At 59.3% G+C, this 20,202-nt stretch carries 13 protein-coding genes; 10 read left to right on the forward strand and 3 right to left on the reverse strand.

Annotation, left to right across the window (positions count from 1 at the left end; all coding sequences use genetic code 11):
- The first annotated feature begins 322 nt into the window (after positions 1-322).
- Complete coding sequence (locus ACW9HX_RS01305; RefSeq protein ID WP_457379171.1) at positions 323-4,936, forward strand: dermonecrotic toxin domain-containing protein; 4,614 nt, start codon at positions 323-325, stop codon at positions 4,934-4,936.
- 309 nt (positions 4,937-5,245) lie between these two features.
- The gene (locus ACW9HX_RS01310) at positions 5,246-6,247 is read left to right on the forward strand and encodes a FecR family protein (RefSeq protein WP_457379172.1); all 1,002 of its coding nucleotides are present in this window, start codon (positions 5,246-5,248) and stop codon (positions 6,245-6,247) included.
- 57 nt (positions 6,248-6,304) lie between these two features.
- Here ACW9HX_RS01310 and pvdQ read toward each other — a convergent pair whose 3' ends face one another.
- Positions 6,305-8,647 carry a bifunctional acylase PvdQ gene (gene pvdQ, locus ACW9HX_RS01315; protein WP_457379173.1) on the reverse strand — a complete coding sequence of 781 codons (2,343 nt, stop codon included), beginning with the start codon at positions 8,645-8,647 and terminating at the stop codon, positions 6,305-6,307.
- 300 nt (positions 8,648-8,947) lie between these two features.
- Between pvdQ and ACW9HX_RS01320 the strand changes: the two genes are divergently transcribed.
- Positions 8,948-9,325, forward strand: coding sequence for a fe2+ zn2+ uptake regulation protein (locus tag ACW9HX_RS01320; protein WP_457379174.1), 378 nt, complete (start codon positions 8,948-8,950; stop codon positions 9,323-9,325).
- An 18-nt stretch (positions 9,326-9,343) separates the two neighbouring features.
- Here the strand turns inward: ACW9HX_RS01320 and ACW9HX_RS01325 are convergent, their stop codons facing one another.
- On the reverse strand, positions 9,344-9,532 hold the full coding sequence (locus tag ACW9HX_RS01325; RefSeq protein ID WP_249486335.1) for a hypothetical protein: 189 nt from the start codon (positions 9,530-9,532) through the stop codon (positions 9,344-9,346).
- A 157-nt stretch (positions 9,533-9,689) separates the two neighbouring features.
- Here ACW9HX_RS01325 and ACW9HX_RS01330 point away from each other — a divergent pair, with 157 nt between their 5' ends.
- The 6 genes from ACW9HX_RS01330 to ACW9HX_RS01355 all read left to right on the forward strand — a co-directional run bounded on the left by ACW9HX_RS01330 (position 9,690) and on the right by ACW9HX_RS01355 (position 17,136).
- Entirely contained in the window at positions 9,690-9,830 is a 141-nt protein-coding gene (locus ACW9HX_RS01330) for a hypothetical protein (RefSeq protein WP_170929569.1), read from the forward strand.
- 264 nt (positions 9,831-10,094) lie between these two features.
- Complete coding sequence (locus tag ACW9HX_RS01335; RefSeq protein WP_457379175.1) at positions 10,095-11,348, forward strand: MFS transporter; 1,254 nt, start codon at positions 10,095-10,097, stop codon at positions 11,346-11,348.
- Positions 11,349-11,360: 12 nt separating this feature from the next.
- Complete coding sequence (locus ACW9HX_RS01340) at positions 11,361-12,491, forward strand: LuxE/PaaK family acyltransferase (RefSeq protein WP_457379176.1); 1,131 nt, start codon at positions 11,361-11,363, stop codon at positions 12,489-12,491.
- Between the two features lies 1 nt (position 12,492).
- Positions 12,493-14,943 carry an aldehyde dehydrogenase family protein gene (locus tag ACW9HX_RS01345; RefSeq protein WP_457379177.1) on the forward strand — a complete coding sequence of 817 codons (2,451 nt, stop codon included), beginning with the start codon at positions 12,493-12,495 and terminating at the stop codon, positions 14,941-14,943.
- Positions 14,927-16,210 (forward strand): phenylacetate--CoA ligase family protein, encoded by a 1,284-nt coding sequence (locus ACW9HX_RS01350; RefSeq protein WP_457379178.1) that lies wholly within the window; start codon positions 14,927-14,929, stop codon positions 16,208-16,210. The genes ACW9HX_RS01345 and ACW9HX_RS01350 overlap by 17 nt, the downstream gene beginning before the upstream one ends.
- Complete coding sequence (locus ACW9HX_RS01355) at positions 16,210-17,136, forward strand: GNAT family N-acetyltransferase (RefSeq protein WP_457379179.1); 927 nt, start codon at positions 16,210-16,212, stop codon at positions 17,134-17,136. The genes ACW9HX_RS01350 and ACW9HX_RS01355 overlap by 1 nt, the downstream gene beginning before the upstream one ends.
- A gap of 48 nt (positions 17,137-17,184) precedes the next feature.
- Here the strand turns inward: ACW9HX_RS01355 and ACW9HX_RS01360 are convergent, their stop codons facing one another.
- Positions 17,185-17,718, reverse strand: a complete 534-nt coding sequence (locus ACW9HX_RS01360) for a hypothetical protein (RefSeq protein ID WP_457379180.1) — start codon at positions 17,716-17,718, stop codon at positions 17,185-17,187.
- Between the two features lie 381 nt (positions 17,719-18,099).
- Here ACW9HX_RS01360 and ACW9HX_RS01365 point away from each other — a divergent pair, with 381 nt between their 5' ends.
- The gene (locus ACW9HX_RS01365; protein WP_457379181.1) at positions 18,100-20,091 is read left to right on the forward strand and encodes a methyl-accepting chemotaxis protein; all 1,992 of its coding nucleotides are present in this window, start codon (positions 18,100-18,102) and stop codon (positions 20,089-20,091) included.
- Positions 20,092-20,202 lie beyond the last annotated feature (111 nt).

Below are 20,202 nucleotides of genomic sequence, written 5' to 3' on the forward strand. Positions count from 1 at the left end.
CCGCAACGAGGATTAACCACATGCGGCCCACAGCCTGTCAACCCCGCCATGCGCATCGCCCCCCGCGCGATATGTATTTACCACCGACGCCTGCCAGCGTTTTTTTAGCCTTGGGTTTCGATCTACCCACGCGTGTAAACGCCCTCTTCGAGACTCGACGATGTCAGCCCCCACTCCACCATTGTTATTCCCCGAAACGTTTGACTCACCGGGCCTTTGGCCCGCACTGGGCAAGGCCCATGGCTTGAATGAAAAGGATTTCAGATGGCTCGCCCATGCCAGACTGGCGTCCGACGCCCTGCGCCGCCAGCAAGAGCCGCCCATGGTCATCGAACGTCTTTTGCTTAACATTGCCGGCGAGCCACCCGTGCCATTGGCTGGCGCCTTTGTCATCGGTGAGACGCCGGACGACAAGGGGCTGATCCTCTATACCCCGTACGCGGGCATCCAGAAATTTCACAACCGTGCCGATTTGAAGGAGCGGCTTGAAGAACGGCTCAACAACATCGACGAGCAGGACAAACTGCTGCCATTCCTGGCGTTGTCCCTGCGCCAGCGATTGCTGGACGCCGAGCGTATTTCAATCACGTTCGCCAGCCTCACCGGTGACGTCTTCGCTGAGCATTTGGCGGATTTTCGAGGGAGCCTGCTGCCGAATGCCGAAATGATGTGCGAAGAGCTGAAAAAACTTCCGACCCTGCCACAGCTTCTGGATGCGGTGCTGGATGAGTTGCTCCGGCCTCACTTCGGCTCATTGGCGCAAAACCGCACTCAAGTCAGCTTCAACCGGTTGACCGGGGACAGTGGCGAGCGGCAACACATCAGCGACCTCATGAGTCTGAGTGATGCGGTATTGATGTATTACCGCCATCAATATTGGCCAGCCGAACAACGGCCCCGTTTTTCCAACCCTGGCAGAACACCGGCCACCGATGATCAGGAGCAATGGGAAAATGCTGTCACACAGGCTGCGAGCAAACTGCCCGCGCTGTTGTTCCGGCACCTGGAGCGCTATTGGGAAGCACCATCCGCCCTCGGACTGTCGCGACGCGCCCTCTTTGCCCAGGCACTGGAAGATCAGGCGCACAACGAATGGATGTTCAAGCGCGAAAGCGGCGTGATCGACTCCGGGCAGTTCAACACGCTGCAACAACTGATTCGACCGGTCACTCAGGCCGTGCGCTTTCCCGTCGTGGAAAACGTGCGTCTCTGGGAACGCGAAGCCAATTATGTGGAGCTGGCGGGCTCACTGATGATCAGCGAGCCTCATGCCTTCCTGTACACGCCCTCTCACGGCTTGCAACTGCTGAAGGACTACGATGACCTCAAGGAAACACTGAAGGAAAAGTTCATCGCCAAGGGCCATGAAGATGAGCTCTATGGGCTGTTGAGCCTGGACGAGCGCAATCGTTTTCTCGGATTCGGACAGCCGCAAGTGTCCGGCGAGCGGATTGTCGGTGACATTTTCAGGATTCTGTTCGAGTCGATCATCACCAAACAACGGCAGAACATCGAATATGCGCTGCAAGTCTTTCGCCACAGTGACGGGGCCGTCAATCTCCATGCATTGCTCGACAAGAGCATGGATATCCGTTCGACGATCCACGAGCGACTGCAGCAAATCGATATGGGAGGACGCTGGAGCACGCATCCGGTGATTTCCGGCAACCAGCAACCGTCCGTGGTGCTGGCGGACAAGGCACTTGCAGCGATCAAGACTTTCGATTCGGTGGCTACGCCCATCCTCGAGCAGCTCAGGGTTCAACCGATGGCGAACCTGGCTATCCAGCGTTACTGGCTCGAACGCCTGAAACCGGATCTGGCGCAAGCCTGGTTCGTCGGGGTCAATGGCGAGGCCCGACTCAGGTTACTCGATGGCTCCCTGAACACCGCGGTGCAGGCCATTGTCAGCAATGTCATCAATGCCGATCAGCCGAGCCGTGCGCAGCGCTCCGCCCTCAATGGTTTCCGCCCGGATGCCTATGCGGTGACGCTTGAATGCTCCGCCCAACCGACTCCGGTGCCCCTTGCCCACTGCCTCTTCATCACCGAGCGCGGCGGGCTCGATGAACAGCACTCCGGGCGCGCCGTATTGTGGACACCGGCACTGGGGCTGGAAGTTTTCGACTCCGTCGCCGTTGCCCGACAGGCATTGAAACGACGCTTGAGCGACAGCGACCGGCGCCTGTTCCTGCTGGAAAACATCGTGCCTTCGCAGTACCAGCCCCATCAACGGTACAGCCTCGGGCCGTTTCAATACATCGATGGCAATGTGTTGCACGAGTGCGTGCAATCCGCCATCGGGCACTATCTGGACCGTTGCCAGCAAGTGCGGGAGCGGATCAAGGACACCACTCGCCGTGACAGGGCTTTGGAAGCACTGCGAGGTGCTCCCCTGCACACCAATCTGCCACTGGCGAGCGCCCATGCCCGGGCGATTGCCACTCAGCAAACACTTCCCGCCTGGCTGGGTATGGCACCGGTCCAGGATCAGAAGCTGCATGTGGAGCTACTGGAGCAGTGGTACCAGAGCGTCACTGACGACAAGGATTACCTGTCCGGGGTACCGTCGCTGGTGGGTCATGTCGAGCAGACTTTGAAATCAATGCTCGACAGCCGTTTCCCGGACAGCCGACTGGACCCGCATGAGATTGAAATCGCCCCCAACCTGGCATTGGCCGGGCCCGCGCGATCCCTGGTCGAGTTCGCCCTGAATCACATCAATGTCGCGCAGGGCACCGGTTTCAGGATCGCCTCGAAAAACGCCAGGACCTTGCCGGCCGGGCTGGATCAAACCGCCGTAACGCAAATGCTGCTGTCGCTGGCGATACCGACCACCTATGCCCGGAAAGTGGTACAGGCATTGTCGGCGAACGACCCCGAAAGCCGGGAGCGCAAGCAACGTTTTTTCCGTCAGTTACCCTGGCAGCTGCTGCAACATGCCCATGCAGCAAAACTGCAGCAACATCTGTCAGACAGTGCCTTCAATCTGATCCAGCAGGTACTGGACATGCCCGATGCCCTTGCACGAGCAGCGGTGCACGGCGCCCATGCCATCGCCAGCCCGCTGTCACTGATCAAGACTGCCAGAGCGACTGCCGTGTCCGTTCAAGGGATGTATGTTTTCTCCCCGGGGAACGGGCACAAGGGCCCTCTCGTGCTCTATGCGCCTTATGCCGAACAGGTTTTCCAGGAATTCGAAAACGAAAAAAGCCTGATTGCAGCCCTCAACATGCCCGGTCTTTTACAAGACCTGCTGCTGCGTCGCCTGCATGACAGTGAACGAGCAATATTCCGCAACCTGCTGGAGTCGTCCGTTGGCCAGACCAGCGAAATGAAACTGGCCACCAATGCAATTGAAGGAAATCTGCTGGAGTACCTCTACAACGACAATCTCGTGCTTCTGGAACAGCAGTTAGGCACGCAGAAAAGCACTGAATCGCAATTCGATTGGGAGACAGTGAAAATCCTGTTAAGTCAGGAAATAAGGCAGCTCGGCACCCTGCTGCCAGGCAAGCTTGGTTATATCCCCGTGCTCTGGAAAGCCTATGACAGGTTCAAGGACTCCGCCGAGGCTCTGCAGAATCACCATTGGAAACGGGCGCTGAAGTCCTTTATCCAGGGGGCCGAGCAAATGGTCCTGGTGGGGTTGTTACCGGAAGCGTCGGGTGAAGCAGAAGTCGTTGTCGAGGAGGTTCAAGAGTCGGCGGGAACAGCGGAACTGGCCGACATCGACCCGACCGCGCCCCAACGCACGATGCTGCAATCGTACGAGTCCGTGGACATCGCGCTCAAGGACCTGAAGTTCACCCCGGGTCAAGGCACTTACCTTCAGGTATCCCGCAACCGTCATTTCGCAGCGGTTGATGGCAAGGTGTATCCGGTCGTCAAAAGCGGTAATGCCTGGCGTCTGGCCAACAGTGTGCCCCTTGGTCCGACGTTCCAGAAAAACGGACCTCGCATGGTGCGAGTCGCCGATCACCAGACCGTTCACTACGGCCAGGCGTTCGGCAGACTGGTCGAACGCAACACCTACACAAACCTGCGCCGCACAATGCTGAATATCGAAGCGCAGGGGATGGATGAAATCCGTCTCAAGTTTCCTCTTAAAGCGCGGGCGCTGGTACACGCGGTCGACCTGGCACGACGCTATGCCTTCTATTGCCTGCATAATCTGGTCCCCCTCGCCAATGGCCCTATCCATTCACGGGTGAGCCATTTTCTGGAGGACTTCTTCAATGTGCCGACGATCACCCCCGAGATTCTCTCCAGGATCAACGCAGCCATCCTGCCGATCTGCAACGCACTGGTAGACCCGTCGGATGAGTTGCTCAATACCGATCGTTTCGTTGTTGGCTCGAACAAATTGCTGCACGACGTCATCGCGTTTGTGCTCGATGGCGATACAGAGAAGCGGGTGCACTTCACAGAGCACTTTTTCAAACAGCAGCTGGATCACTACAAACCCTTCATGTTCGAGCAGTTCGATGTGGATGGGCACGCACAGGCGTCAACGTTGATTCACGAGTTCTCCCATCAATTCAGCAATACACTGGATATCACCACCCTCAGGGCGCGGGAGCCGTTCAGCGACCTGATATCGACGATTACCTCGGGCGGTTTGAAGCTATACAACGAGCTGGAAAACGAACAGAAGTCAGCCCTGTCACTCAGCACGCCTCGCGCCCAGTTGTTCGCCGAATGGAACACCGTCCTCAAGGACTGGGTCGATGTCGATAAGGTGCCGGGAATGGAGCTGATCCACGGAGAAATCCTGCGGTTGACCGGTGCCCGGAACCTTCGGGAGGCCCGTAATGCGTTCCTCGACCAACAATCTCCGGACGCGCGCATCAATGTCATTCTGCGTAATGCCGACTCGATAGCCCGCCTGATCTGTGAAGTCGGCCGGCAACTGGATCCCGCGCCGGCCCCCTGACGCAGGTAAAAAAATGCGCAGGCTCAACACCTGCGCATTCGGGACATCTGGCCATCAGGCGTTGATCCAGACTGCGCCCGCCCTGTCGGCCAGCACCACGACCGCACTCCGCAGGACAGTGCAGCAGCGAAGTCAGCCAACGGTCTTTTGATCATTTTTTCACTCCGTTTGTGGATAGTGGCCGCGGAATATCCCGCTTTGGCGGTCATTCCAGTGAAAAATCAGCTCCACATTGATGGGCAATTGCCATGACAGATGTTCTCGGCACCTTGCCCTCAAGGTTAGAATGCCGGAAACCAGGACGAGTCAATGACCCAGAACACCCTCTCCGAAGCCGAATACGATGCGATCACCGATGCCGCCGCGCACTGGTGCATGCGCTTGCACGCCGTCGACTGCACTGCCGAGGAGCGGTTGGCATTCGAGCAATGGCGCGATGCGCATCCGCTGCACGCTTTCGAATACGAGGCCATGCTGGAAATCTGGGATGTCGCCGAACATCTGCCGCGCCCGGAACCTTCGGTGGTCGTACCGATCCGCCAACCGGCACGCACCTGGCGTCAATACGCGGTAGCGGCGTCCGTCTGCGCGCTGGCTCTGCCACTGGCGGCCTGGACCGGATGGAACCTGGGCTGGCTGCCCAACAGCTATCAGCATTTCTCGGCCACCGACAATGTCCACCACGTCACCCTGGGCGATGGCAGTCAGGTCGAGTTGAACCTCAATACCGATCTGACCTTCAGCAATTACAAGGACGAGCGCCGGGTCACCCTGAAAAAGGGAGAGGCCTTTTTCGAAGTCAGCCATGACCTGAGCCATCCGTTTGTCGTCAAGGCCGGCGAAGGCCAAATTCGCGTCACCGGCACCCGTTTCAACGTCTGGATGTATGAAGACCAGGTGAAAGTGAATCTGGTCGAAGGTTCCGTACTGGTCACCAGCAACAGTCAGTTATCCGGCGATGGCCTGCGCCTCGGGCCGTCGATGCAGGCACGCTACAAACATGGCGATTACATGCCGCAAATCAGCCAGACCTACGCCAACGACACTTCGCTGGCCTGGCGCAGCGGCAAGTTGATTCTCGACAATCTGGCGCTGAACGAAGCCCTGCCGTTGATCAACCGTTACCTGGACAAACCGCTGATGCTGGCCGACAGTGCCACGGGATCGATCCGGGTCGGCGGTATCTACAACATCAAGGAGCTCAACAGCTTCGCCGGCTCGATGCCCAAAGTCCTGCCGGTGTTCATCACCCGAAACAAGGATGGCAATCCGGTGATCAACCCGATGCCGCAGCAACCCCCAAAAAGCTGAAGGCCGCCCCTTTTCAAGGGCGGCCTTCAATGGTTGTCGCGATCTCCTGACGACTGATTACTGCGCCGCCACGTTCCCCGTTTTATCCAGCGTTTCACCCACGCTTTGCACCTGATACTGCGGATCAGCCTTGATCTGCTGTTCGGTAAACGGCAATACGCTCCATTGTTTCTTCGAGAACGCTTCGGTCTGATCCCGCGAGTACTTCGATGCCGGATCGCTGGACAACGAAAACGCGAGCAAGCCCTGAGCGTGCGGCCCCTTGTCGTCGAACGTCACCACTTGCAGGTAACTGGTGCCGCTGACGACCTCAAGCTTGCCGTCTTCACGCGGCACACTCTGGATCGCGTTGTAGATGCCCAGCGTCCCCGGGCCGCCATGGATTGGCGTCTGCTGACCACCACTGCTGACCACCTGGACATCGCCCCAACGGGTTTGTGCTGTCAGCCCCATTTTGCCGGCCGACTCGGCTGACGCCAGCATCGCTTCGCGCAGTGCCTTGGCCACTTCGGGCCTTTCAGTCGCCAGTCCGCGCGGGGTGTGCTGCGCGTCTTTCGGATCGAATGCCACTCGCCAGATGTCCGGCGATTCCTGCAAGGTCTGCATGATGTTCTGGAAGTGCACCAGGCCCATTCCCGAATCCAGGTTGGCTCGACCGTCCCATGCCTTGAGACCCGTGCACACCGATTTCAGTGCTGCCTCGGCACCGGTTGGCGATGCACAGAACTTCAGCAGATCCGGCAGCACTTGAGTGGCCAGAAACACCTGATCATCCATCACCATGCGTTGCAGGTCCTGCACCGACACCGAACCTTTTTTGCCCAGGGTCGCCAGGCGATCCAGCGCAAAACGCGAGCGCAGTCCCAGTGGCTGACCTTCCTGACTGATCAGCGGTGAAAATCCGGTCAGCGGTTGCGCGGGGTTGGCCAGCCACGCGGAGTCGTTGGAGTGCTGGACGAAATCCTTGCGTAACAACTGAGGCAGTTGGCTGGACGCATAAATACCCTTTTGAGCGGCTTGCGGATCGATGTCCCAGGCGCAGGCGCTGTTGGAGCCGTCGAGCACAATCATTTTCAGGCCGATACGCGGGTCGCTGCACTTGGCCAGTTTGTCGGCACTGACGTTCGGCACGACCGACAGGTTCATGTACAGCGTCTGCCCCTTGTCATCCACCGCCAGGGTGTTGACCCACGGGATGCCCTGGATCTTGTGCACTGAATCCTGCAGATCCTTGAGACTCTCGGCGCGGTTCATCGCGTACCACTGCATCAACACGCGATCATTGTCGAGGTTGGCATCGCGCAGGCTGTAGGCGTATTGATTGTCCCAGTCGAGCTTGCCCGGCCACTGCACGATCGGACCGAACTGCGAGCTGTAGATATCGCGCGATACCGGCGTCACCTGCCCGTCCGCCTGCTTGACCTGCACCGTCACTGTTTGCTTGTTCAACGGCAGTGATTTGCCATCGAGCAGGTAGCGGGTCGAGTCCTTAGGATCGAGTTGCAGGCGATACAGAGTGAAATGCTTGGACGAGTCGACCGTGTGGGTCCAGGCCAGATGCTGGTTGAAACCGATGTTGATCATCGGCAGCCCCGGCAGCGCCGCGCCCATCACATCCAGTTTGCCGGGAATGGTCAGGTGCATCTGATAGAAACGCATGCCACCGACCCACGGGAAATGCGGGTTCGCCAACAACATCCCGCGGCCGTTGAAGGAGCGCTCGTTGCCCACGGCCACCGCGTTGCTGCCACGATCCAGGGCGAAGCGTTGCAGGCGCGTTGCGGCCAGCTCATAAGCGCGGGCATGACGTTCGTTTTGCGCAGTGGCTTGCGGCGGCGTGGCGCCGGCCAGTGCCTCGGCGAACTGACCGACGCCGCCCTCGACCAGCAACCGGCGCGTCAGCTTCACCAGGTCTTCGGCCGAGATATCACGCACCCATTCACCCTGGCACTGTTGCGGCAGCCCTTGCTGACGACGCTCGGCCAGATAACGGTTGTAGCCGGCGGCATAACCTTGCACCAGATCACGGACTTCGACCGGCTGCGCCTGCCAGAAGGCATTCACCGCCTGCGGGGTGTTGAGCCATTGGAAGAACACGTCACTGACACGATTTTCGCGCTCTTCAACCGTCAATTGCTCCGGTCCGAAGTATCGCGACCGCTCGCCGTTGACCGTCACGATTTCGTTGGCCAGCAGACACAGATTGTCCTGCGCATAGGCGTAACCGATGCCAAATCCGAGACCGCGTTCGTTTTCCGCACGGATATGCGGTACGCCAAAACTCGTGCGACGGATATCGGCACCGGCCTGGGTGGAAGGACTGAACGCATGCGCCGACAGACTCAGCCCGAGAAACACGCCGGCAAGGGTCAGTCCGGTTAACTGCCTGGAAATAATCACACTCGCTCCTGATCGAAATGCCGAAGAGCGGACCGGCGCGCCACATTCGAATGCGTCGTGCGCTGCGGCCCGCCCTGAAATCACCCACGCGTCCGCGCGCAATGAGCCTTTTCAGAAAACGAAGCCGAGGGAAAAAATTTAGTCTGTCGCAAGCCCGTTTCGAGCCCGGATCACGGAGAAAAGACGAATCAACGACAAAATTTCTACATTTTTCACTTCATGATTTGTCGGGCTGAAACGTCTTGTTTAGAGAGAGCACCAGTAACCTTTCCTGATCAGGCTCTGAAAAGGAGTAATCGCATGTACAACCCGCAACTACCATCGGACGGTAGCCAGGCACCACAAGGAGCTTCCATGGGTTCGCACGCCGGCGTATTCGGACAAAGGGCCGAGCGCCACGGTAATGAACGTATTCGACTGCTGCTCAAGAGTTTCGGCCTGCGCACCAGTCTGATTCGCCTGAAAGTCATCGACGCCCTGCTGATCGCCGCCCAGAGCGAGCGCAACCTGGGTGTGCGCGGTGTCCACAGCCAATTGCTGGAACTGGGCATTCCGCTGTCTTTTCTCAGCGTGCGCGAAGTGCTGAAGCGCCTGTGCGCCGAAGGTGTGATCACCTTCAACGCCGACAAGAGCTACAGCCTGCATCCACAGGCTGCCGCCGTCCTCAATAGCGATTGAGATCCTTCTTGAGCGCCGTCAGGGTTTGACCTTGCGGCGCATCACACCATTGATCACCACCACGACCACCGCCACGCCAATGGCGATGTACTGGAACACTTTCTGGCTGATCATCCCGGCGTTCTGCATCCAGGAAAGGCCGAACATGATCGCCAATACGGTAAGGGCGATCAGAATCGAGTATTTCAAACGTTGCGACTGAGTCATTGCGAATTCCTGAAACTTTGAAATGTATCGGGTTTGTATCGGCTTTCATGCCATCGGCATACCGTGTCACGGGGATGCGCCGCTATAAACGGGGTCTCATGTTACAGCCGATGAAGAGCTTTGGCTCCATGCGGCGTTAACCATGAGGACTTTTGAAATGCTGCGTCGAATCACCTGGCTGATTCCTGTATTGGCGCTGCTCACGCTGAGCGGCTGTATCATTTTCCCCCACGGCGGCTGGCATGGTGACCATCGCTACTATGGCGCGCCCGGCCCAGGCTACTACCAACATCGGTAAATCCGACTGTTGAACGACACTGATATCCATCTCTTCAAATGCAACAATTGATTAAACGCCCGTAAAAAATGCCCACGAGGATGTGGGCATTTTCCGTATATATCCCCCATCAAAATGTCGGACGTTTCGCCAGCGGCAGTCAGTAATCCGCCTTCGGCAATACCCTGCAAACCTGCGACATACCACGTCGCAGCAACGACGTAGGAACACGCCACCTCACGCCCCTACCCTTTGCGCTCTATCCTTTGAAGGCCATGGAAGCGCATGCAAAGAACACTCATCGATATCCCGCCACTAAAAACGCTTGGCTTCTGTCTGGCCGTCACGCTGTTCGAGTGGCTGACCTACATGGCCAGCGACATGATCATGCCGGCCATGCTCACTGTCACCGAAGACCTCGGTGCCGATCCACGTCATATCCCCAATGCATTCAATCTTTATCTGCTCGGAGGCGTCTGCCTGCAATGGCTGATCGGGCCTCTGTCCGACCGGTTTGGTCGTCGTCCCTTGTTGCTGATCGGCTGTGTGCTCTTCGGTATGACCTGCCTGGCTGCAATCGCCGCGCCCGGCATTGAAGTCTTCAATGCGTTACGGCTACTGCAAGGCATGGGGCTGGGGTTCGTGGTGGCTGTCAGTTATCCCGCGCTCCAGGAGGTGTTCTGTGAAGCGGATGCCGTGCGGCTCATGGCGCTGCTTGGCAACGTGGCGCTGTTGTCGCCGCTGCTCGGCCCGTTGCTGGGCAGCCTGTTGCTGGAATGGCTGAGCTGGCGCGAACTGTTCCTGGCCCTGGGCCTGGTTGCCGCCATCGCTTGGGCCGGACTCTACGCCTGCATGCCGGAAACCATCGGGGTCGTTCGCCGCAATGGTAGCCATCAGGCTCCGATTGCGCTGTCCTGGCGACAGACACGCCGTCGCTATCTGGCCCTCTTGCGCAACCCGAAGTTTCTCAGCGCAAGCCTTGCGCTCGGGCTTATGAGCTTGCCGCTCATTGCGTGGATCGGACTCTCGCCACTGTTGCTGATCCAGTTGCTTGGCTTGTCGACGCGAGAGTACGCCTTGTGGCAGATCCCGATTTTCGCAGCAGTCATCGTCGGCAATCTGATTCTCGACCGATTGCTGGCCTCGCGCGAACTGGCGCAATTGATTCGCCTGGCGCTCTGGCCGTTTTGCCTCGGACTCTTGACCCTGCTGGCGGGCGCTCTGACGGGCCTGTCCCTGGGCTTGCTGATTGCCGGCCTCGCGCTGTACGCCGTTGGTCTGGGCATGAGCAATGCGGCGCTGTATCGGCTGGCGCTGTTTTCCAGCGATGACAGCAAAGGCCTGGTCTCGGCCGCGGTGGGCATGATCTCGATTGCAGTGATGGGCACCGGCGGTTCGATCATCGCGGCGATTGTCGGCGGTGCCCGCCTCGAATCCTTCGCCCTTTGGTCTGCGCTCGGCGGGCTGCTGAGCCTGCCCCTCTTGTACCGGTTTCTACGAAACGCCTCGGCAGTAACCACTTCCTCGTCACATCAATAACAAGGACGCCTGATGTTCCATTTCCCCCATAGCGACGCACTCTGTGCGTTGACGCAACCCTATTGTCCGGAATCCGTGCCGACAGGGCTTTTTGATCGAGCCATGGCCGAAATAAGCCGGTTTCACAGCGAGCACACGCCTGGCTATGAGCATTGGCTCAATGCCAACGGGCTGATGGTGGCAGACCTGGACAGCCTCGACGACTGGTCGAGACTGCCGCCGATCTTCGCCAGTTTTTTCAAGCAACAACAACTGCTCAGCCCGACCGGTGCACAGGCACTGGAACTCACATCGTCAGGCACCAGCGGCCAGAAAAGCCGCATGCGTTACGACGAGCGCAGTCTGTCCGCTGCCCAATACATGGTCGAACGGATCTTCCACCACTATGGCTGGGACCGTTCGCAAACGCCGTGCAACTACTTGCTGCTGAGTTACGAGCCCGAAGCCAGCATCACCCTTGGAACGTCATTCACCGATCAGTTCCTGTGTCGGTTCGCTCCGGTCAATCGCGTGGCTTATGCCTTGCGCCGGACCGGTGGCAGCCATGAGTTCGACTGCTTCGGCGTCATCTCGGCGTTGCAGTCCTTTGCCGAAGAAGGCCTGCCGGTGCGGATCTTCGGGTTTCCTGCATTTCTCTGGCAAACCCTGCAACGCATGCAGACCACCGGCGTGGCCGATCTGCAACTGGCAGCGGATTCACTGACTCTGTTTGGCGGCGGCTGGAAAACCAGCGCCGCGCAGGAAATCCCCCGCCGCAAGCTTTACGAGCGTATCCACCAGCAATTGGGAATCGACATCGCCCGATGCCGCGACGGCTACGGTGCGGTCGAGCATCCGGTGCCTTACCTCGAATGCGCTCACCATCATTTCCATGTTCCGGTCTATTCGAAGGTATTTGTGCGTAGCCCCTCCGATTTCACCGTCCTGCCCTATGGTCGGCCGGGGCTGCTGAGTACGGTCTCGCCCTACATTTCTTCGAGCCCCGCTCATGCGGTGGTCATGAGCGACCTCGTCACCCTGCACCCCGGCGCAAGCTGCGGCTGCGGCCTGGACGGCGACTGGTTCGAACTGCATGGCCGCGCTGCCACCACTGCCGGCAGAAGTTGTGCCATGGCAGCGTCCGAACTGCTGGGGAGGCACTGATATGTATTTGATCGATGGACAACTTCACGCTGACTTCGGATTCGATAACGCGCTGGATCAGTTGCGTCATGCCCTGCCCCAACGCCTGAACTCGCCTCTGCACAGCGAGACGGTCATCCATGCGGCCGCCGCGTTCGCCCTCCGGTTGGGCGATGTCAGCCTGGCCCTGCCGCTGGACGTCGAACAACGTCAGTCACTGATCGAGTTCTGCCAGCCTCAAGGACTGCAGCGCAAGCTTGAACGCGAGCTCGGCGATCAACCCGGGGCGCTGCGTCGCTTCGATTATCGCCAACCACGCTTCGAGCGCTGGAGCCCGCTGGGCCTGGTGGTCCACATCACCCCCGGCAACGCGGCACTTCTGGCGTTTTGCGCAGTGATCGAAAGTCTGTTGGCCGGCAACGTCAACTGGCTGCGCCCCAGCAGCAGCGATCAGGGACTGACCGCGCAATTGCTCCACGCACTGACGCAATGCGACCCCAGTGGCCAACTCGCGGGGCATGTCGCTGTCGTTCCGGCGACCACCGCGCACATCGGCCAGCTGTGCCAATGGGCCAACGGCGTCTCGGCCTGGGGTGGTGAATCGGCCCTGCAAGCGATTCGTCAGCAGATCCCCGTCGGATGCCGCTGGATCGATTGGGGGCACCGCATCAGCTTCGTTTATCTGACGCCGGACGCCGCCTCGCCACAGGCGCTGGACGCCGTTGTGGACGAAGTCTGCCGTCTCGATCAGCAAGCGTGCTCGAGCCCGCAATGGCTGTTGGTGGACAGCGAAGATGAGACTGTCCTGCGCGGTATCGGTGAGGGTCTGAGCGAAGCATTCGAACGCCGTGCGGGGCAATGGCCGCCATTGCAACCAACCCTTCAGGAAGCTTCGCAAATCACCACCGACACAGCCATGGCCAGGCTTGCGCACAGTTTCACCGAGGTGTCTGGCGAGGTCTGGACAGCTCCGGGCTGGCGGGTGATCTGGACCCATGATTTACAATTGAAGCCTTCGCCGCTGTTTCGCAGTTTGCTGCTCAAGCCACTGCCGCGCACACGGCTGATCGACGCATTGCTGCCATGGCGAAACGTGCTGCAAAGCTGTGCCTTGATCTGCCCGGAACAACATATTGCTGATCTTTCGCAAAACCTGATCGCCGCCGGCATTACCCGGATCGCCCCGATCGAGGCCATCCACGATGGCTACGGCGGCGAACCCCACGACGGCGTCTATGCCTTGCAGCGATTGAGCCGGCGGGTATCGGTCAGCCTGGCGTCGGCGCAGTTGCCCACCCACGCCACGCTCGACAGCTCAGCCATTGCGCCTTGCGTGACTGACCTGCCGATCATGAGCAAGGAAGACTTCGTCACACGCACCATCAACCCTTCGGCCCAACTGTACTTCCGTTCTGGTGGCAGCAGCGGCGTGCCGGCGCTGTCGGGTTTCAGTTATCGGGACTTCCGCCAACAGATGCGCGCGACGGCCGATGGTCTGTTTGCTGCAGGTCTCGATCCCACTCACGACCGGGTGATGAACCTGTTTTTCAGTGGTGGGTTGTATGGCGGCTTTTTCAGTTTCGCCAAAGTGCTGGAGCAACTGGACATCACTCACCTGCCGATGGGGGCCCCGGCCGATGATGACTACCGGGAGATCGCCCAATTGATCGTCGAACAGCGGGTGAACACGCTGATCGGCATGCCGAGCACCCTGCACCGCTTGTTTCTCAACGAGCAGACGCGGCTGCGCGCCTATGGCGGGGTCGAAAAGGTATTTCTTGGCGGCGAACACCTCGGCGAACAGAGCCGTCAGTTGCTGCAAGACTGTGGCGTCAGCCTGATCCGCTCGGCGATATACGGCAGTGTCGACGCCGGCCCACTCGGTCACGCGTGCCCAGCCACAGGCGACGGTGTGTTTCACCTTTTGAGCGATATCCAGCATCTGGAAATTGTCCAATTCGAAACCGACCAGCCAGTTCGTGACGACGAGACAGGTCGCCTGGTGTTCACCTCCCTCGCTCGAGAAGGTCAGGACGTTCAGCGTTATGACGTCGGCGACAGCGGTCGCTGGGTCTCTGGTCGCTGCGAATGCGGTCTGGCGTCGCCGCGGTTCGAACTGCTGCAACGCCACGGCAGGTTGGTGCGCATCGGCACCGATTTCATCTGCCTCTCGGAACTGGCGCAGCACCTGCAGACCGAGTTTCAGGTGATCCTCGAACATGCCCCCGACGGACTGGAATGCATGAAATTTCTAAGTGCGCTCGCCCCCCAAGACGTGCATCGCCGATTGCTGGGCTACCCGACGCTGGCAACCCTTGTGCAGACCGGGCTGCTGACAGTGGACGCGCAAATATGCGCCATCGACCGGTTCAGCCGAAACAAACACAGCGGCAAGACCCCGCTGCTGATCGATAATCGAGGAGCCCGCGCCTCCTCCGTTCTGCAAGGAGCTCACCATGAAATCAAGGATTGAATTGCAGGAGCTGGTCGCTTTTGCGCGTCAGCATTCAAGCTTTTACGCCAGCCACTTTGCCAGCGTCCCCGAGCAGGTAACGGCACTGACCGATTTACCCGTGATTGACCCCGCGCACTACTGGAAAGGCAGCCAGGACCTTGACCGCTGGCCGGTATTGACCGCAAGCCTGGGCAACGCACTGGTGTTCAAAACCGGAGGGACCACCAGCGATGGCAAACTGTCGGTCTTCGAGCGGCGGGAATGGCAAACGCTGGTGGAGGATTTCGGTCGCAGCCTCACCGGGCAACTGAACAAGGGCGATCGGGTCGCCAACCTGTTCTTTGCCGGCGACCTGTATGCCAGTTTCATCTTCACTCACGATGCCTTGGCGCATGTCGAGCCGGGCGTCGTGGAATTCCCTTTCACCGGCCACGTCGACTCCACCGTGCTGGCGGATACGATTTCTCGTCATCGGATCAATGTACTGGCCGGTTTACCGGCGCACATGTTGACCTTCGCCGCGTGGCTGGAACGCCAGGGGCGGCGGCTGGAGTGCATCGAATGTCTGCTCTATGGCGGTGAAAGCCTGTTCCCGGCGCAGTTGCAACTGCTCGGCCGGGTATTCCCCAATGTACGCGTCACCTCCATGGGGTACGCCAGTGTCGACGCTGGCCTCATAGGCACCAGTCATCGCGACTGCGCCTTGGGTGAACACCGGATGGCGAAGGGCCACAGCGTGCTGGAAATCCTCGACGAACAGACCGGCGAGGTGATCGAGGAATGCGATCGCACAGGACGTCTGGTGATGACCAATCTCACCCGGCGACTGATGCCGTTGATTCGTTACCCGGTCGGCGACCGCGCCTGCTGGCGAGAACTCGAGCGAACACCCAGGCGCAAATTCGCGTTGATGGGCCGCAGCGCCGACAGCCAGCGAGTCAGGGTAGGAATCCTGACACTGCTGCCCGATGAAATCGGCGAAACGGTGCGACGCCTCACCGGCAGTGACGATTGGCAATTGGTGATCGAACAGGCCGGAACGAAAGATATCCTGCGCCTGAAATGGGCTCCGGACGCTGTGCAATCCGCAGACACAGACCGAAGACTGCACAGCGCGCTGATTGAACGTTACCCGTTGATCAAACAACTGAATGCCGATCACTTGCTGGACGTGGAGATTCACTGCTGCACGGTTCAGGACCTGTCACGCCATCCGCGCTCCGGCAAACGCCAGCGCGTACTGGATCTGCGCGTCTACGACAGCCCGCCCATGGAACACCGCTGATGGAAACAGTTACCCTGCGCAGTTACCGCAACAGCGACGCTGTGGCCGTGAGCAACCTGTTCCGAAAAACCTACGGCGATCTTTACGCCCAGCCTCACGTCTATCTGCCCTGCATGATTGATCGCAACCATGCGCTGGGGCGCTGGCACTCTCTGGTCGCCGTCGCCGAAGATCAAATGCTGGGACACGCGACCTTGATTCGTGCCAAGGGATCGCACATCGCCGAGCTGGCGTTGAGCGTGGTTGACCCTGAAACCCGAGGTCAGAACATTGCCACCCGCCTGGGACGGCAGCTGTTGATTCATGCGCAAGCCCTGGGATACCGGGGCGTGACGATCAAACAGGTCACCGGCCATCCTTACACACAGCGCATGGCAGCCAGTCTCGGCTTTCAGAGTGTCGGATGGCTGCCCGACCATGTCCCGTCTCCATTTAATGCCTCGGCGCGGGAATCGCTGGTCATCGGTTACACGCCTGTCGACGATAACCGACGTCCGCTCCCGACCCAGGCGTGGCCCGAAAGCTGCCGGGATTTCATGAGGCAGATGTGCAGCGTGTTCGGAACACAGGACAAGGCCGCGCCCTGGGTGGGCGAACCGGTGCAGCTGGAACAACAATTGAACCGGTATGAAGGCATTTTCAAAGAGATCGATGGCGGCTTGCTCAAGCAGTTGCAGGAACTGCCGGCGCATTGGCTCATTTCAGTCAGGCTCAGGCTGGCAAAGGAATTCGCAAGCGCTTTTCACTTGCTGACGACGGCGGGATTCGTGTTCACCGGGGTGGTGCCGGATGAGAGAGGAGCTGGCTGGCTGGCGTTGTTTCATCGTGGCGCCAGGCCACCGGCGTTGACGCTGATTTGCCCGCAGATGCAGCGGCTGCATGACGACCTGCAATCGCTCATTGCCAAGCCATCATCGTCCGTGTAACGCAAGAATGCCCAGGCCCTGCGCATCGGAGGGCCTGGTTTTACGCGATCAAGCCTTGGCGCTGACGCCTTTGTCGGTCGGAGGCGGACGTTCACCGCCCTGTCCGTAGGTTTTCAGGCTCTGCAGCACATAAATGGCTTTCTTGTACTCCGGGATCAACGTATTGGCGTACTTGTTGCCCTTGAGGCTGTTGTTGTTGATGGTGTCCAGTTGCGTGGCGAAATATTCCAGCGCATTGAACTTGGCATCCGGGTCTTTCTGAATGCCGAAACGATCGAACTTGTCACCGGCATTGAGCAGCGTCATCGAGGTCACTTCGGAAATGAGGCCCCGGCTGCGCAGGAAGTCAGTCAGTTTGCCCAATTGCTTGGGAGTGACGTTTTCCGGATCGAACCCCTTGATGTTCTTGTGCAAACGCTGCTTGTCCATTTCCGCCGTGTTGAGAACGGTGGGGTCGTTGCCGACCAGGGCCAGCATCTGCTTGACCTTCACGCTTTGAGAAACCGGTTTGCCCGCGCTCCCTGCATCTCGAACCAGCAAACCTGCCTTGGGCTGCCACGCGCCGGTATAACCAACGGTCATGAGCGTGCTCCTTGCGAAAAGAACATGAAAATATCCTTGTGGAACGTCTTGAGTTGCCCGGAGTATCGGCCGGCAAACTGATGTCACCAATCTGTTTTTCACTTTTTTACAAATTTTGTACATTCTCGATACAAAGCACTGCAAGCCCCGCAGATATTGAGCCAGAGCCGCTTGGCCAGTCCGGCGAAAATCGGCTTTTTACTCTAACGAACGGGCTGGTTAGTTTGCATGTGTCGGATCTGTTACTTGCCGGTCAGCGTTTCAAAACTTTTTAGCACGTGAGTACCTAAAGCTTCCTCGCGCCGCGACGATACGTAAGGGATACCCCTACTGTTTTACTCCTCGCCCCTAATAAGAAACGCTGCTCAAGGACCGGTCTCCATGCCCGCATTCCGTACCATTCAGGCTCGCTACACGCTGTTTCTGGTTCTATTTATCCTGTTGCTGTCGGTCCTGACCGTGGTAGGCATCAGCCAGTTGGTCGCGCCGAAACTGCGTCATACCGAAGAGCAGGTGGTGCTCAACCGCATTGCCGAGGTCGCCGAGCAGATCCAGGGCGAACTGAACAAGGTTCAATCGCAGCAACGCAGCATCACCCAGACCATCCCGCTGCTCGACAGTGCCGCCATCGATACGGTGCTGCCGGGGCTGGTGGACCAGTACGGTGAATTGAAAGTATTTGGCGGTGGTATCTGGCCACTGCCCGGTCAGCGTGAGGCGGGACGCAACAAGTTCAGCACCTTCTGGCACCGCGACGGCTCCGGCAAACTGGCCGTGAACACCTTCTGGAACAGCGACGCAGCGCCCAACTATTACGACCAGAGCTGGTACAAGGGCGGCCTGCAGACACCGCGCGGCCAATGCGCCTGGGCCGCCGCCTATAAAGACGATGCCAGCGCCGAGCCACGCACCAACTGCGCCATGGCCATTCAGAAGAACGGCACGACCTGGGGTGTATCTACCATCGACGTGACGCTGGGCTTCTTCAACGACCTGGTGGCGCGCAAGGAAAAAGACCTCAGTGCCGAAATGCTGATCGTCGAGGCCGACGGCAAAATCATCAGCAACAGCTCGCGCATCAATGGCCCGATCGTGCTGAAAAACATCAGCGACCTGGCTGGCAGTTCACCTTTCGCGAGTCAGGTAAAGGCTGGCTTGCAGCAACGTGATCAGGCCCAGCGCGTCGAGTTCGACAACAACGGTGAAGCCAGCACTTTCTTCATGCGGCCGATCGAAGGCACGCCCTGGTTCCTCGCCACCGCCCTGCCGACCAAGTTGATCACGGCTCAGCGCGATGACGTGCTCAGCACCCTGAGCCTGTTGCAGATCCCGCTGGTGATCCTGCTGGTGCTGTGGCAGGTCTATGCGATCCGCCAATTGATCCAGCGCATGAAGGCCCTGAAAGCCAACATCGATCTGCTGTCCAGCGGCGATGCCGACCTGACCCGACGCATCACCATCCGTGCCGAAGACGAACTCGGTGCGATCGGTCACTCGGTCAACACCTTCATCGCCTACCTGCAAAACATGATCGGCGAAGTCACTCAGGCCACCGGCGCCATGGCCTCGAGCCTCGACAACCTGCAACGCACGTCGCAGCACACCAGCCAGATCCTGCTGCGCCACGCTTCGGAAACCGATCAGACCGTCACCGCCATCAACGAGATGAGTTCGACCGCTGAAAGCGTCGCCCAGAATGCCGCTGAAACTGCAGCCTTCACCCAGCGCGCCAACGAAAATGCCGATCGCTCGCGGGTCGTGGTGGGCGAAGCCTCAAGCAGCGTCGTCGCGCTGATCGACGAAGTGGCCAGCGCCACGCACAAAGTCGAAAGCATGCAACAGGACGCACAGCGCATCACCGAAATCCTCGGTGTGATTGGCGCTATTGCCGGCCAGACCAACCTGCTGGCGCTGAACGCCGCCATCGAAGCGGCCCGCGCCGGTGAACAGGGCCGCGGCTTTGCGGTAGTGGCCGACGAAGTCCGCGCCCTCGCCGCCCGTACCCAGGCCAGCACCTCGGAAATCAACGAAATGTTGACCCGCCTGACCCAAGGCGTGAGCTCGTCTGTCAGCGCCATGGAAAACACCCAGGCCAGTTGCCAGTCCGCCGCCGACGCCACGGCGCGGGTCAACAGCGGGCTGGACGAGATGGCCGGTTCGGTCAGCCACATCAACAGCCTCAGCACGCAAATTGCCACCGCCGCCGAACAGCAGAGCGCCGTCACCGAAGAGATCAACCGCAGCATGGTGCAGATCCGCCACATGGTCGATGAACTGGTACAAAGCGGTCAGGCCAGCGAGGTCAACACCCGACAACTGCTGGAAGCCAACAGCCGGGTCAGCGCAATCATGGGCCGGTTCAAGGTGCGCTGATCCCCGGTTTCCTGACAGATCTGTCATCTCTCGCTCAGCGGGCTGTCAGCCTTGATCTACGATCATGCTGGCAGCCTGCCTTGTATCACTTGGAAACACTCCGTTGATGCC

The organism is Pseudomonas sp. SDO52101_S400 (assembly GCF_054071635.1).